The organism is Streptomyces sp. ISL-43, assembly GCF_018614195.1.
Lineage (GTDB): Bacteria > Actinomycetota > Actinomycetes > Streptomycetales > Streptomycetaceae > Streptomyces.
Genome location: NZ_JAGGOT010000029.1, coordinates 102,286 through 115,679, shown reverse-complemented (window position 1 = coordinate 115,679; position 13,394 = coordinate 102,286). Strand labels below are relative to the sequence as shown.

Genomic DNA, 13,394 nt, shown 5'->3' with positions numbered 1-13,394 from the left:
CCAGAGAGATCTCCCCCACCATGCCCAGTGGCTACGACACGGGTAACACCGCCTGGATGATGGCGAGCACCGCGATGGTGTTGCTGATGACCCCCGGCCTCGCCTTCTTCTACGGAGGCATGGTCAAGACCAAGCACGTGCTGGTGATGCTCAAGATGAGCTTCGCCTGCCTGTCCCTGGTGACGATCCTGTGGGTCGCGGTCGGTTACTCCCTCGCCTTCGGCAAGGACGCCGGGGGCGGGCTGATCGGCGATCTCGACCACGCCTTCTTCCAGGGCATCGGAATGGACTCGCTGCACGGCTCCATCCCGACCGTGATCTTCGCCTGCTTCCAGATGTCGTTCGCGATCATCACTGTGGCGCTGATCAGCGGCTCGATCGCGGGACGAGCCACCATGAAGGGCTGGCTGGTCTTCGTCGTCGCGTGGACGCTGCTGGTCTACGTGCCCACCGCGCACTGGGTGTTCGCCCCCGACGGCTGGATCCAGAACGACCTGGGCGCGCTCGACTACGCCGGCGGTCTGCCCGTCGAGCTCAGCTCGGGTGCCTCGGGGCTCGCCGTCGCCATCGCGCTGCGCAAGCGCAAGGACTTCGAGCGCGAGACGATCCGCCCGCACAACCTGCCGCTGGTCATCATCGGCCTGGCCCTGCTGTGGTTCGGCTGGTTCGGCTTCAACGCGGGCTCCGCACTCCAGGTCGAGGGCAGCGCGCCGACCACCTTCTTCAACACGCAGCTGGCGGCCGCGGGCGCGATGATCGGATGGCCGATCATCGAGAAGTGGCGCCTGGGCCACGTGGAAATGCTGGGCGTCGCCTCGGCGGCGGTCGCGGGCATGGTGGCCATCACCCCGGCCTGCGGCGAGGTCTCTCCGCTCGGTGCGCTGATCATCGGCTTCACCGCCGGTGTGGTCTGCTGCTTCGCCATCAACATGAAGTTCAAGATCGGCGTGGACGACACCCTGGACGTGGTCGGCGTGCACGGCTGGGGCGGCATCGTCGGCGTGCTCTCCATCGGCTTCTTCGCGACGGCCGCGATGAGCGGCAAGAAGGGCCTCTTCTACGGCGGCGGCCTCGACCAGTTGTGGCGTCAGGCGGTCGCCGTGCTGGCGGTCGGCACCTTCGCCTTCGCCATGACCTGGCTCATCGCCAAGGCGATCGACAAGGCCGTCGGCTTCCGCACGTCCGAGGAGTACGAGAACGTACCCGGCCGCGAGGAAGAGGTCGCGTACGACAACGAGACCCTCGACCAGATCCGTGACCGGATGGGCGAGGCCGGCGACGCGTCCCGGGAGCCCGCGGCGGTGGGCGCGCCGGGCGGCGCGGCCAAGGACGCCGCGAAGCGGCAGGACGCCGCGCTGCTCGCCGAGATCGTATCCGTGCTGGACCGACGAGAGCGTGACAAGTGAACACGCACGTGATCCCCGCCGGCACCGCTGCCGCTGCCTCCGTCGCCGACTCCGGCAACGCGTCCTGGCTGATGATGGCCTCCGCGCTGGTGCTGCTGATGGCCCCTGGAGTCGCCTTCTTCTACGGCGGAATGGTCCGCACCGGCCAGATCGTCGCCATGCTGAAGATGATCTTCTTCTGCGTGGTGATCGTCACCGTGCTCTGGTTCGCGATCGGGTACTCCCTGGTCTTCGGCCCCGACGCCGGCGGGCTCGGCGTCATCGGCACCCTGGACCGGGCCTTCCTGCGCGGGATCGACGCCACGTCACTGACCGGCTCCGTGCCCACGGTCACCTTCGCGGTCTTCCACATGTCCTTCGCGATCGTCACCGTGGCCCTGATCGCCGGTTCCATCGCGGGACGCGCCAAGATGAGCGGCTGGATCGCCTTCGTCATCGCCTGGACCCTGCTGGTCTACATCCCCATGGCGCACTGGGTGTTCGACCCGGCCGGCTGGGTCGCCGAGCAGCTCGGCGCCGTCGACTTCTCCGGCGGCACGGTCGTGGAGATCGGCTCGGGCGCCGCCGGTCTCGCCCTCGCCATCGTCGCGGGCAAGCGGGCGGACTTCGAGCGCCAGGACATCCGGCCGCACAACCTGCCGCTCGTGGTCATCGGGCTGTCGCTGATGTGGTTCGGCTGGTTCGGCTTCAACACCGGTTCCTCGCTGGGGACCCCGGGCGGGGCCGCGATGGCCTTCCTCAACAGCCAGCTCGCGGCGGGCGCGGCGATGGCCGGCTGGGCGGTCACCAGCTGGTGGCGCACCCGGCGGGTCGGGCTGCTCGACATGTGCATGGGCGCCGTCACCGGCCTGGTCGCCATGACCCCGCTGGCCGGCGGGGTGAGTCCGGTGTGGGCCACCGTCATCGGTTTTCTCGCCGGTCTGACCTGCGCGTTCGCGATCAGCTGGAAGTACCGGCTCGGGGTGGATGACACCCTGGACGTCGTGGGCATCCACGGCTGGGGCGGCATCGTCGGCATGGTCATGGCCGGACTGTGCGCGACCGGAACCCTGACGGGCCACAAGGGCCTCTTCTACGGGGGCTCCTGGGACCTGCTCGGCAAGCAGCTCACCGCCACGGTGGTGCTCGGCCTGTTCTCGTTCGCGATGACCGCGCTGATCGGCAGGGTCATCGAGGCCACCATCGGGCTGCGCCAGCCCGGCGGAATGGTGGAGAAGGAACAGGCGTACTCCGAGGTCCTCTACGACAACCTCAAGGAGCTGACGACCGGCGACAGCCGGGCCCCGGGGAAGCACGAGGAACCGGAGAGCGCCTCCGCCCTGGTGGCCCGGCTGCGAGAGGTCCTGGTGAGCGCCCGGGCAAGCGGCGGCGAGTAGCGACCCGCGCCCGCACGGCGAAGACTCACCGAGCGCCCGCTTCGCCGCACCGGACTCCGTCGTCGAGGACGTACGGATCGACGTACAGGTCTTCGGTCCGAGGAGCGCGGACTCTGGTACCCCCGCACCCCGGCTCGGCGCCGGGGTGCGGGTGGTTCGCCCACCAGTCCGTCCCGGTCCCCTTCGCCGATCCCTACCTCACGCGCGGCGGGCGGGCTCGGCCCCGGTCAGCCGGTGAAGCCCAGGTCGCTCAGTGCCTTCTCGATCCGGGAGCGGTGCTGCTCCTCCCAGTCGTCCAGGGACTCCCCGGCCTCCTTGGCCAGCTTGGCCTGCGCGGTGAGGAGGATCTCCTCCTGGCGGGCGGCGGGGGTGACCACGATGCCCTCCTCGTCGGCGACCACGATGTCGCCGGGGTGCACGGTCACACCGCCGACCCGGACCGGGTCGCCGAGCGAGCCGATCCTCTCCTTCGTCCCCGGGATCGGGATGACACCCCGGGAGAAGACGGGGAAGCCCGCCTCGCGCACCTCGCCGAGGTCGCGGATGACCCCGTCGACCACGAACGCGGCGATGCCCCGGCGCTGGGCGACGGCACACACGTTTCCGCCGGCCAGGGCGTGGTCCACGTCGCCCGACTCCACGACGACGACCGAGCCGGGCTCCGCGCGGTAGATGGCGGCGTGCAGCATCAGGTTGTCGCCGGGCTCACAGCGCACGGTGTAAGCGGGCCCCGCGACGCGCGGCGAGTCCCACAGCGGGCGGATGCCGATGTCCATGACCTGCGCGCGGCCCAGGAGGTCGGCGAGGATGGTGGGCGGGACGTCCTTGAATGCGCTGTTCACATCGATCCTTACTCTTCCGGCTCGTCCGGGCCGCGACGGCTTCAGCGCCGGTCGCCGCTGTCGACCAGTACCTGGAGCAGCTTCCGCAGCGTCGTACTGGAGACGTGCATGGTGTAGGGGAGGTAGACGACCTCGACCCCCACCTCCGCGAAGTCGCGCTCCCATTGGGCGCCGCGGAGGGTTCCCTTCCAGTCCTCGCCCTTGAACAGGCGGTGGAAGCCGACCTGCCGCCAGGCCTCCATCTTTTCGAGCGTGGTGTCGACGACGGCCTCGTCGACGTATTTGACCGAGCTCACGATCTCCAGCCGCTCGTGGAGCGGTACGACCGGGGCGTGCCCCTTGTGGCCCGCTACCTCGTCGGTCAGTACGCCCGCCACGAGGTGGTCGCACTGGCCGCGGGCGTGCCTGAGGAGGTTCACGTGTCCGATGTGGAAGAGGTCGAACACGCCGGACGCATAGCCGACAACGCGAGACACGACACTCCCCCAGACCAGGATGACCTCCCCGAAGGCACGGGGCACCGCGATCGTAAGGCACGGTGGCGGCGACGGCACACAGTCGGTCCGGGGGTGGATCGACAGCGCCGTCCGCTATCCGGAATCTTGGTTCCGGTGAGCGCGCCGGCCGTGCCGGCCGACTCCTCGGGTGCGCCTCGGCCCTCCGCCGGCCGGGGTTCTGACACCCTGGGAGCATGGACGCACCCACCCGTGGCGCATGGCTCCGCGCCGGAATCAGCCGTGACAGCGGCCCGCTCCTGGAGACCGGGCACGTCGTGTGGATCCAGTCCGGCGCCTGCTACGCGGACAGCCGCGGATTCGCCGGGACGACCTCGTACGACGGCGAGCAGGTCACCTTCCACCACGACGTCGGCGAGCCCGGCCACGACGTCGCGACCCTGCGCGCCGAGGGCACCCGCATGATCGAGACCGGCACCAACCTCGACGGCAGCACCTTCCTCGAGGTCTGGACACCGCTGCCCGGCAGCGGCGGCCCGGACGGGTCCTGGACCACCGCCGGCACCCAGACCGTCCGGGTGGGCGACCAGGTCGTGCACGTCGACGCCGGCGGCCGCGGGACGCACTTCGTCCTCACCGAGGACTGACGACCGACGACAGGCTCCGGCCGCGCCGGGCCGAGCGAGCGGCTCAGAACGGCTTGGTCGGGAGGTACTTGCCGTCCAGGGTGATGACCGCGCGCTCGCCGCCCTCGGGGTCGGCGACCTTCTTCACGTCGAGCTTGAAGTTGATCGCGCTGATGATGCCGTCACCGAACTCCTCGTGGACCAGGGCCTTCAGCGTGGTGCCGTACACCTGGAGCATCTCGTGGAACCGGTAGATCGTCGGGTCCGTGGGGATGGAGCCGGGGAGGGAACCGCGGGTCGGGATGGTCTGCAGCAGCAGCGCGGCGTCGTCGCCCAGCCCCAGGATCCCGGCCGCGGCCTCGGCGGCGTCGGCGGGCAGCGGGTGCTGGCCCAGCAGGGCCGCGGTGACGAAGGCGACCGACAGGCCGGTCGGCTCGGCGATCTGCCGCCAGGTGAGGTCCTTGCGGGTCTTGGCCTCGACCGCGGCGATGGCCAGTGCCTGGCGGGCGGTGGGGTCGAACTGGGCGTGCGCCATGGGAGGTTTCCTTCTCTTACGTACTGACGGGGGGGGAGGTTGTTGCGTTCCGGTGGGGGCCGAACGCCGACGGGGGCTGGAGGTCAGCCCGCGTGGACGGGAGCGCGGCCGGCGGCGGTGGGAGCGAGCTCGGCGACCGTGCCGGTGGCGATGTCGTAGACCCAGCCGTGCAGGGTGACCGCCCCGGCGGCCAGGGCGCGGGCCACCGAGGGGTGCGTGGCCAGGTTCGCCAGCTGCGCCGCGACGTTGTCCCGCACCAGCGCGCTCACCCTGTCCTCGGATTCGACCGCGGCGGGGACAAGGGCGCTGTCGGGACCCGTGGGACCGGTGGGAGCCGTACCGGCCCGCGAGGCGCCCGCGTTGCGGAGCCAGTGTGCGACGGCCGGCAGGGCGGCGAGGTCGTGGCCCTCGGCCAGGGCGGTCATGGCGCCGCAGGCGGAGTGCCCGCAGACCACGACGTCGCTCACACCCAGGACGGCGACGGCGTACTCGATGCCGGCCGCGACCCCGTCGGAGCCGGGGGCGTAGGCGGGGACGAGGTTGCCCGCGGTACGGATGACGAACAGCTCACCCGGCTCGCGCTGGGTGATCAGCTCCGGCACGACGCGGGCGTCGGAGCAGCTGATGAACAGCGTGGTCGGGCTGTGCGTGGTCGCCAGGTGGGCGAAGAGCTCCGCCTTGGCCGGGAAGACGTCCTGCTGAAAGCGTGCGACGCCCTCGCTGAGGTCATTCATGGTCACTCCCTTCGTGGGTTCCGACCCCGTGGGGCCGACGTGTTCCACCATGCATGAGCTGCACTCATAGAGTCCAAGTCGCAGAATCCATGATCGCTATCGATGTCATCTATAGTCGGATCCATGGCACCGGAACTCCGTCACCTGCGCTATCTGCTCGCCGTGGCCGAGCACGCGAGCTTCACCCGCGCCGCCGAAGAGCTGCACATCTCGCAGCCCACCCTGTCCCAGCAGATCAAGCAGCTCGAACGGACGGTGGGGGTCCAGCTGCTGGACCGCACGGGCCGCTCGGTCCGGCTCACCGACGCCGGCGCGGTCTACGCCCGCCACGCCCGCCGCGCGCTACGGGACCTGGCCGCCGCCGAACGCGCCGTACTCGACGTCCACGACCTCTCGACCGGCACCCTGCGGCTCGCGATGACCCCCACCTTCACCGCGTACCTCATCGGCCCGCTGACCGAGCTGCTGTACGCACGCCATCCCGGAATCTCCCTGGACGTCAAGGAATTGACTCAGGATCAGATCGAGAACGCGCTACTGGCCGACGCCCTCGACCTGGGCATCGCCTTCAGCGGTCCCCACCTGCCCGGCATCACCGGCATCGAGTTGTTCACCGAGACCCTCGGCCTCGTCGTGGGCACCCCCCACCCCCAGGCGGGACGCACCGGGCCGCTCCCCCTGGCCGAGCTCGCCGACCATCCGCTCGCCCTGCTCAGCGGGGACTTCGTCACCCGCGCCCACATCGACGCGCACTTCGCCGCACACCGCGTGCGGCCCCGCATCGCGGTGGAGGCCAACTCCATCAACGCCCTCACCGAGATCGTCCAGCGCGCCCCGCTCGCCACCGTCCTTCCCGACGCGATCACCCACACCCACGCCCACCTCCACCCCGTCCCCCTCGAACCCGCCCTCCCCCCGCGCACCGTCACGCTGCTGCGCCGCGAAAGCAGCTACCAGAGCGCGGCGGCCCGCGCCTTCACCGCCCTCGTCCGCGAGTGGTCGGCCGCCGCCGGGACCGAAGCCTGAGCCCGCGCCCGTACCCGTACCCGTACGGGAAGACGGCCGCCGGCACGACGCGCTAGGCGCCCTTCAGCCGGCGGACCATCTCCTCGGAGACGCGTCGTTGCAGTTCGGCCAGCTGTTCCGGGGTGTAGGCGGTGAGGTCGCCGGGGTCTGCCGGGCTCGCGGGGTTCTCGGTCTTCTGTTTCTGCTTCTCCTGCTCCCTGCGCTGGAGTTCGCGCTCCTCCGGCGAGCCGGGCGCCGCGTACGCGCACCGGATGAGCGCTCCGTCGGCGGCCTTCAGGCAGGTCGCCTCGCGGCCGTCCACCTGGCCCCTGCCCTCCACCCGGTAGCGGATGTTCTGCTCGCTGCCGACCGTGGCGGTCCACGTGCTGCCGCCGGTGGGAACGACCTCGAACACCCTGTCGTCGTTGTAGCAGCAGACGTCCCGGTACTCCGCCTTGATCAGTGCGACGAGCGCCTTCGGCGACGACCACGTCGGACTGAGCCGGTGGACGGTCATCGGGGCGAGCCCGCCGCCCTGGTGGCGGGTCGGCACGGTCGATACGGCCACGACCGAGCTTGCCTCCCCCTGCGGGGTGAGGGGGGTGACGTACGCGCTGCGCCCGCTCGTGTCGCGGTACTGCAGGGTGAACTCCGACTCGTTGCCCTCGTTGGCACCGTCCTCGGACTCGTCCCAGCCGCTGCGCTCGAACCACCAGTCGGCGAAACTCCCGACCGCCGCGGTTCCCTCCCGCTGCCGGGCCGCGAGGCTCAGCGGATACGACGGGCCGGGCACCGCGGCCGTGTCGGTGGTGATCGTGAGTCTTCCGGTCCGTCCGTCGTAGAGCGCGAGTCCGGCGGGCCGTTCGGTCACCACCAGGACTCCGGTCTGGCGTTTCAGCGGGACGACCACGATCGGTGTGCCGTCCTCGCAGGTCACGTAGGCGTCGCCGGCGTCGAAGCGCACCCACCGCTTCAGCGCCGAGATCTTCCGGCCGAGGTTGTGGTTGAACCAGCCGCCGATCCGCGCGTCCGCCACCTCCACGTCGAACGAACAACGCTGCTGCGTACGGCTGTTGCCACCGAGCGGAATGTCCTGCACGAGGCCGACCTCGTATCCCGACAGCCAGCCGCGCCGTTCGACCAGGGTCGCGAACCGGTCCGAGTCCGGGAGGTAGGTGATGTCGGAGATCTCGCCGGTGACGTCACCCAGGTGGGGGGCGGCCTGCGCCTTGCCGACCACGTAGGGCGCCCTGGCCGCGAGCTCGGGCACCGCCTCGGTCACGATCCGCACGTCGTGCATGTACTCCCGGTCCTGGAGGTACGCGCCGTACACCAGCCACCAGACCGCCATGCCCAGGCCGAGGACTCCGCACAGCCATCCGAGGGCCACCGCCGCGCCGCCACCGCCGGCGTCGCGCCCCTTCCCGCGGATCCGTTTCACCAGCAGCCACAGCAGTGTGACGAGGCAGGCCCCCAGCAAGGGCGCGGCCAGCCACGAGAAGAGGTTGCGCGTCTCCCAGACCACGATGGTGGTGTAGTACGAGGCGTACCAGAGGACACAGCCCGCCAGAAGTACGGGTAACCCCACCCGCAGTGCCCGACCCATCCGCGCCCCCCGACGTCAGCCTGCCAAGGTCTGTACCCCGCCCCGGGACGGGTCAGACACGCCAAGCGGCACGGGGTTGCACACGTTCGGCCGGCCCCCGGCGGCCTGGTCGGCCGCCGGGGGCTGAGGCGCTCCGAGGGTCAGAGCCCGCCGGTGGACAGCAGCTGGTTCGGGCTGGTCTTGCTGACGTCGGTCAGAAGGTCCTTGGTGGCCTCGGATTCGATGAACTCGGCGATCTCCGACGGGACCGCCGCGGTGTGCGCGGCCTTGTAGAGGGCGACGACTGCGGCCACGTGCGGGGCGGCCATGGATGTGCCGTTCAGGGCGAGGGAGCCGCCGCCGAGCTTCGCCGAGACGATGGCCTCGCCGGGGGCGTAGACGGAGACGCACGCGCCGTAGTTGGAGAAGAACGCCTCCTCGTCCCACTGATTGCTCGCCGCCACCGTCAGCACACGGGACGCGGAGGCCGGGGAGACGAAGCACGCGTCCTTCGAGGCGTTGCCCGCCGCGATGACCGGCAGCACACCGGCGTCGGACAGGGCGTTCGCGGCGTCGTTCACGGCCTCGGACTTGTCCCCGCCGAGCGAGCCGTTCAGGACGGCGGGCTGCTTGGCGTTCTTGGCCACCCAGTCCAGGCCCGCGATGACCTGCGAGACCTCCCCTCCGCCGTCACAGCCGAGCACGCGGACGCTGACCAGGCTGACCTTGCGCGCCACCCCGTACGTCCTGCCGCCCACCGTGCCCGCGACGTGAGTGCCGTGGCCGTTGCAGTCCTGCCCCTTCGCCAGGGCGTCGACGGCGTCGTAGCCGAGGGTGGCGCGTCCCCCGAACTCCTCGTGGGCGTAGTCGATGCCGGTGTCGAGGATGTACGCCGTCACTCCGGCGCCGTTGCCCTCGGTGCTGAAGTCGTTGTCGAGCGGCAGGTTCTTCTGGTTGATCCGGTCCAGTCCCCAGGACGCGGACGGGGCCCGGGTCCCGGGCGCGGTGGCCTGCATCGGCGTGGCCTGGAACTTCGCGTCCTCCTCCACCGACTTCACCCCCAGGCTGTTGCGGACGATCGTCAGCTGGAGCGGAGTCATCGGTACCGCGAAGCCGTTCAACACGGAGCCGTAGACGAACGACGGCGTCAGTCCAAGCTTCTGCGCGGCCTTGGCCGCGTCCACCCCCTTCTCCAGGGTCACGATGTACTTGCCGGGCACCGCTTTCGAGGAGGTGTGCAGCGGCGCCGGGGTCGGTTCCGGGGCCGCGGCGGAGGCCGTACCGGCCGCGATCGGGGTCACGGTGATGAGGGCGGCGGTGGCCAGACGTGCGAGCAGGCGCATGAAAAGAGCTCCCTGAGGGGGACGGAGGGTCGGCATGGGTGAGCCGCCCCGCCACGGCTGGTGCCTGTGCGGGGGCGGCCCTCGTTCCATCGGTGCCGCCTCCGGCGCGGCTTCAACCGCCGACCCCGCCTGGCCGATCGTCCGACCATCGGGGTCGGGACGCCCTGTCGCACAAGCGGCAGAAAGGGTTATCCCCTCCGCCGTCAGGGCGTGGCCTGCTCCGCACGGCCCTGTGACCACCCCGACAAGATCACCCGTATGGACCGGTTCCCGCCGGCCGACGCCAGCAGCATCATCGCGCGGCGGTGCGCACCGAGCTGGTGCTGCTCCGGCGCACGATCTGCCGCAGTCGTTGCCCCCCTGGTCGGTCAGTCTGCGTACTCGTACCGGTTCCGCCATCGCTTCTCCCCTGCTGCTTGGACCAGCCACGTCCGAGCCTGGCGCGCGACTCGCTTAGCATCTTCTGCCATGAGCGATTCGGGGCCTCTTCTTGACTGGCTGCAGAACTGGTACGCGCAGCAGTGCGACGGCGAGTGGGAGCACGAGTGGGGCTTGAAGATTGCCACGCTCGACAATCCCGGTTGGACCATCGAGATCGATCTGGAGGAGACGGACCTGGAGGGACGCGAGTACCCCCGCCAGGACGTCAACCGCAGCACGCAGGACTGGGTCTGGGCCTGGACCGCTGAGAAGACCTTCCACGCCGCGTGCGGCCCCGGCAACCTCGCCGAGGCCCTCACTCTGTTTCGTACCTGGGCCACCTCGACCGCTCTCTGAGCAGGCGCAGAACCAACCTCTGGATCCAGACCCGAGTGGAAGAGCCGAGCCCGCAGGAGATGGAACGCCGCCTCGGCGATCCGGCGTATGCCAAAGCGATGGAGTACGTCCAAAGCGCCGACTTCTTCCCGGGCCGGGCCTCTCCGTCCGGGAGCAGGACCATGAAGTCGTCCCGCTCGTGATCGTCCGTGTCCCGTTGCCCGCGCTCGCGGAGCGAGGCGAGGGAGCGCGGCCTCTTCCGCAACCCCTGCGATCTCGTACGCACGGTCGGACGTACCGCCGCAAGGGCCGGGTCCGTCGGATGACGGGCCCGGCCCTTTCGGTCGTCGGTCGGTCGGATGTGGTGTGGTCCGTCAGACGCGGTCGGCCGCGATCAGGACGTACTGGAAAGAGCCGTCCTTGTAGGAGTTGATGAACGCCTCCTCGATGCCGGTGACCAGGCGGGACGTGGCCCGCAGCTCCCAGTAGGGCAGGGTCTCGGGAGTCAGGTCGATGACGGCCTGCGGTACGAGGCGGTTGTCGGCCATGGCGCGCAGGTACTCCCGGCGGGAGTGGATGTTGCACTCGAAGTGCGCGTTGATCTGGGAGACCCACTTGGAGGGCTGGCCGTAACGCGGGTTCCAGCAGCCGGTGATGGTGGCGTAGCGGCCGCCGACCTCGAGGATCCGGGAGTGCTCGGCGAAGAGGTCGTGCAGGTCCACGTACATGCTCGACTCGTTGTTCCACGAGGCCGCGGCCTGCCCGGTCTCGAAGGGCGTGCCGAGCATGTTGCAGACGCTGGCGCGGACGTGGTCCGCGATGCCGAGCTCGCGGGCGCGCTGGTTGGCGAAGTCGGCCTGCTTGGCCGACAGGGTGACGCCCTCGACCTTGCATCCGAAGCGCTGGTGGGCCATGACCATCGAGCCGCCGCGGCCGCAGCCGGCGTCCACGAGCGTATCGTCCTGCCCGATGGTGCCGAGGTGGTCCAGGAGGAGTTCGGCCTGTGCCGACTCCAGCCGGTGGAGCTCGGCGACCAGCTTCTTCTCGGATTCGCTGTCGTCGGCGTCGCCGAGGGCGGAGTGGTCGACGTCGCCGATGCCGTAGTGGTGGTGGTAAAGGCCGTCGACGTCGCCGAGGCGCAGGTTCACGGGCCTGGCCTCGTTGTTCCAGTAACGGGCGATGTCCCCCTGGTAGGGCGTCGCCGGGCCCGGGATGATCACGGAATTGCCGGCAGAGGTCACGGTGGTGGTGAGATCGGTGCTAGTCACGGATAAGTCCATCCTTACCAGAAGTCGGGCAGGCTGTAGCGATAGGTGTTGGTCTGGTGCCAGTAGTGGTTGCCGTCGACCCACACGGCCACTCCCCGCAGGAAGCGCAGCACGCTCGGGACGGGACAGGCGGCGGCCACGGCGGCGGCTTCGGCCTCGAAGGCGTGCATGAGGTCGTTGTGGACCTCGACCGCCTTCAGGTAGGCCTCCTTGTCGGAGGTCCCCTCGCGTTCGGCGATCACCACGGGCAGGTTCATGTGCCGTCCGGGGGCGGCGAGTTCCTTGGTGTACGAGTACAGGTCGTTGACGATGGTGGTGGCGTTCCCGGCGAGCGCGATGACCCGCTGCACGTCGGGCCGGGCGTGCAGGTCCGCCGGGAGTTCGTAGCCGCCGACGGTGTCGGTGATGGTGGGACAGGGGCGGAAGTTGTTGAACTGGCGCATCGACAGGTACTCCCACACCTCGGGGGCGTACTCCGTCTGGGCCCAGGCCGCTTCGGCCAGGTACCCGAGGTGCAGACGGGCCATGTCGTGCCGGAACCGGTCGGCCTGGGAGGGGGTGGACTGCCGGACGAAGTACTCCATGGCGGAGCGGTAGGCGCGCCGGGGCGCGTCCGAGTGGAGCGACCGCTCCCACTCCGGGTGGTACTCCTTCGTCGTGTGCAGGGGGTCGAGTGCGGTGTGCGCCAGCAGCAGGCGCCCGCCGAGTCCGATGGGCGAGCCGCCGTGGTCCTCGCAGTAGCAGTCGTCGACGGCGTTCTCGGCGACCATCAGCCGTGTGGCGAGCATCAGGTGCTCGGCGGTGGGGGCGTCCGGATGGCAGGCGACCATGTAGCGCCCGACGGAGAAGCCGTCGAACTGGTCCTCCCAGTCCTCGGGGTACAGCTCGACCTCGTCCAGCGCCCATGCCTTGATCCTGCGGCTGACCTCCTCCACCCGGACCGGGTCGGGCTCCGGGATCGGGTGGTAGTAGAGGCCCGGGATCGGATTTCCCGCTGCCGGCGGCGCCGGCGCCGCGGGTTCCACGGGCGCCGGCGGGTCCTCGTCCCGGGCCCAGTGCAGGCTCTCCGTGCCCAGACCGCTCGGGCCGCGCAGGATCCGTCGCAGGGCGGGGCGCGGCTGCCCGACCGCGACAGCGGCCTCGCCCGCCTGCCGCGCGACGTCGCCACCGGGGGCGCCGCCGGGTACGAGGACCTCTACGGGGACCTCTACCGGTACGGCCCGTGCGGGAAAGGCGGGCCCGGACGGCAGGGCGGACAGGCCGCGGGAGGCATGGGCGAGGGCGTTGCCGAGGACGTGGGCCCCGAAGTGGGCCGCGGCGCCAGGCAGGCTCGACTGCAGAGGGGAAGGCCCGGGATCGGGCATCCGTGACTCCTTGGTGAGGTGGGTGGGCTGTCCCGGATCCCGGGCATGCTCGGCAGGCCCGGGAAGGTCCGGGCGGTCGTGGCCGGCGCGGCGATCCCG

Annotated in this window: 13 protein-coding genes; 5 read left to right on the top strand and 8 right to left on the bottom strand. The window is 70.5% G+C overall.

Annotated features, from left to right (window positions below):
- Positions 1 to 20 precede the first annotated feature (20 nt).
- Together J7F03_RS16615 and J7F03_RS16610 are read left to right on the top strand one after the other, a co-directional pair.
- Positions 21 to 1,406: an ammonium transporter gene (locus tag J7F03_RS16615; RefSeq protein ID WP_214950171.1), complete on the top strand. Its 1,386-nt coding sequence runs from the start codon at positions 21 to 23 to the stop codon at positions 1,404 to 1,406.
- Positions 1,403 to 2,782 (top strand): ammonium transporter, encoded by a 1,380-nt coding sequence (locus J7F03_RS16610; protein WP_214950170.1) that lies wholly within the window; start codon positions 1,403 to 1,405, stop codon positions 2,780 to 2,782. The genes J7F03_RS16615 and J7F03_RS16610 overlap by 4 nt, the downstream gene beginning before the upstream one ends.
- A 227-nt stretch (positions 2,783 to 3,009) precedes the next feature.
- Here J7F03_RS16610 and J7F03_RS16605 read toward each other — a convergent pair whose 3' ends face one another.
- Together J7F03_RS16605 and J7F03_RS16600 are read right to left on the bottom strand one after the other, a co-directional pair.
- A complete protein-coding gene (locus J7F03_RS16605) occupies positions 3,010 to 3,630 on the bottom strand; it encodes an RraA family protein (RefSeq protein WP_308379671.1) in 621 nt (206 codons plus the stop codon).
- A gap of 35 nt (positions 3,631 to 3,665) precedes the next feature.
- Positions 3,666 to 4,100, bottom strand: a complete 435-nt coding sequence (locus J7F03_RS16600) for an adenylyltransferase/cytidyltransferase family protein (RefSeq protein WP_214950169.1) — start codon at positions 4,098 to 4,100, stop codon at positions 3,666 to 3,668.
- A gap of 215 nt (positions 4,101 to 4,315) precedes the next feature.
- On the opposite strand from J7F03_RS16600, the gene J7F03_RS16595 reads away from it, so the two are divergent.
- Positions 4,316 to 4,726: a hypothetical protein gene (locus J7F03_RS16595; protein WP_214950167.1), complete on the top strand. Its 411-nt coding sequence runs from the start codon at positions 4,316 to 4,318 to the stop codon at positions 4,724 to 4,726.
- 43 nt (positions 4,727 to 4,769) lie between these two features.
- Here the strand turns inward: J7F03_RS16595 and cynS are convergent, their stop codons facing one another.
- Entirely contained in the window at positions 4,770 to 5,240 is a 471-nt protein-coding gene (cynS, locus tag J7F03_RS16590) for a cyanase (RefSeq protein WP_214950166.1), read from the bottom strand.
- Positions 5,241 to 5,323: 83 nt separating this feature from the next.
- Positions 5,324 to 5,974, bottom strand: coding sequence for a carbonic anhydrase (locus tag J7F03_RS16585; RefSeq protein ID WP_214950165.1), 651 nt, complete (start codon positions 5,972 to 5,974; stop codon positions 5,324 to 5,326).
- A 123-nt stretch (positions 5,975 to 6,097) separates the two neighbouring features.
- Between J7F03_RS16585 and cynR the strand changes: the two genes are divergently transcribed.
- The gene (gene cynR, locus J7F03_RS16580; RefSeq protein WP_214950164.1) at positions 6,098 to 7,000 is read left to right on the top strand and encodes a transcriptional regulator CynR; all 903 of its coding nucleotides are present in this window, start codon (positions 6,098 to 6,100) and stop codon (positions 6,998 to 7,000) included.
- A gap of 52 nt (positions 7,001 to 7,052) precedes the next feature.
- Here cynR and J7F03_RS16575 read toward each other — a convergent pair whose 3' ends face one another.
- Both J7F03_RS16575 and J7F03_RS16570 read right to left on the bottom strand, forming a co-directional pair.
- Positions 7,053 to 8,585, bottom strand: coding sequence for a hypothetical protein (locus J7F03_RS16575; protein WP_214950163.1), 1,533 nt, complete (start codon positions 8,583 to 8,585; stop codon positions 7,053 to 7,055).
- A 140-nt stretch (positions 8,586 to 8,725) separates the two neighbouring features.
- On the bottom strand, positions 8,726 to 9,907 hold the full coding sequence (locus J7F03_RS16570; RefSeq protein ID WP_214950162.1) for a S8 family peptidase: 1,182 nt from the start codon (positions 9,905 to 9,907) through the stop codon (positions 8,726 to 8,728).
- Between the two features lie 468 nt (positions 9,908 to 10,375).
- On the opposite strand from J7F03_RS16570, the gene J7F03_RS16565 reads away from it, so the two are divergent.
- The gene (locus J7F03_RS16565) at positions 10,376 to 10,684 is read left to right on the top strand and encodes an immunity 53 family protein (RefSeq protein ID WP_214950160.1); all 309 of its coding nucleotides are present in this window, start codon (positions 10,376 to 10,378) and stop codon (positions 10,682 to 10,684) included.
- Between the two features lie 353 nt (positions 10,685 to 11,037).
- Here the strand turns inward: J7F03_RS16565 and J7F03_RS16560 are convergent, their stop codons facing one another.
- Positions 11,038 to 11,943, bottom strand: coding sequence for a geranyl diphosphate 2-C-methyltransferase (locus J7F03_RS16560; protein ID WP_214950159.1), 906 nt, complete (start codon positions 11,941 to 11,943; stop codon positions 11,038 to 11,040).
- Positions 11,944 to 11,945: 2 nt separating this feature from the next.
- Positions 11,946 to 13,295, bottom strand: a complete 1,350-nt coding sequence (locus tag J7F03_RS16555) for a family 2 encapsulin nanocompartment cargo protein terpene cyclase (protein WP_214950158.1) — start codon at positions 13,293 to 13,295, stop codon at positions 11,946 to 11,948.
- Positions 13,296 to 13,394: the final 99 nt, after the last annotated feature.

Coding starts and splice junctions, on each gene's coding strand:
- cynR (WP_214950164.1), top strand. CDS start 6,098: ATGGCACCGGAACTCCGTCACCTGCGCTATCTGCTCGCCGTGGCCGAG.
- J7F03_RS16565 (WP_214950160.1), top strand. CDS start 10,376: ATGAGCGATTCGGGGCCTCTTCTTGACTGGCTGCAGAACTGGTACGCG.
- J7F03_RS16555 (WP_214950158.1), bottom strand. CDS start 13,295: ATGCCCGATCCCGGGCCTTCCCCTCTGCAGTCGAGCCTGCCTGGCGCC.
- J7F03_RS16615 (WP_214950171.1), top strand. CDS start 21: ATGCCCAGTGGCTACGACACGGGTAACACCGCCTGGATGATGGCGAGC.
- J7F03_RS16595 (WP_214950167.1), top strand. CDS start 4,316: ATGGACGCACCCACCCGTGGCGCATGGCTCCGCGCCGGAATCAGCCGT.
- J7F03_RS16585 (WP_214950165.1), bottom strand. CDS start 5,974: ATGAATGACCTCAGCGAGGGCGTCGCACGCTTTCAGCAGGACGTCTTC.
- J7F03_RS16570 (WP_214950162.1), bottom strand. CDS start 9,907: ATGCGCCTGCTCGCACGTCTGGCCACCGCCGCCCTCATCACCGTGACC.
- J7F03_RS16560 (WP_214950159.1), bottom strand. CDS start 11,943: ATGGACTTATCCGTGACTAGCACCGATCTCACCACCACCGTGACCTCT.
- cynS (WP_214950166.1), bottom strand. CDS start 5,240: ATGGCGCACGCCCAGTTCGACCCCACCGCCCGCCAGGCACTGGCCATC.
- J7F03_RS16575 (WP_214950163.1), bottom strand. CDS start 8,585: ATGGGTCGGGCACTGCGGGTGGGGTTACCCGTACTTCTGGCGGGCTGT.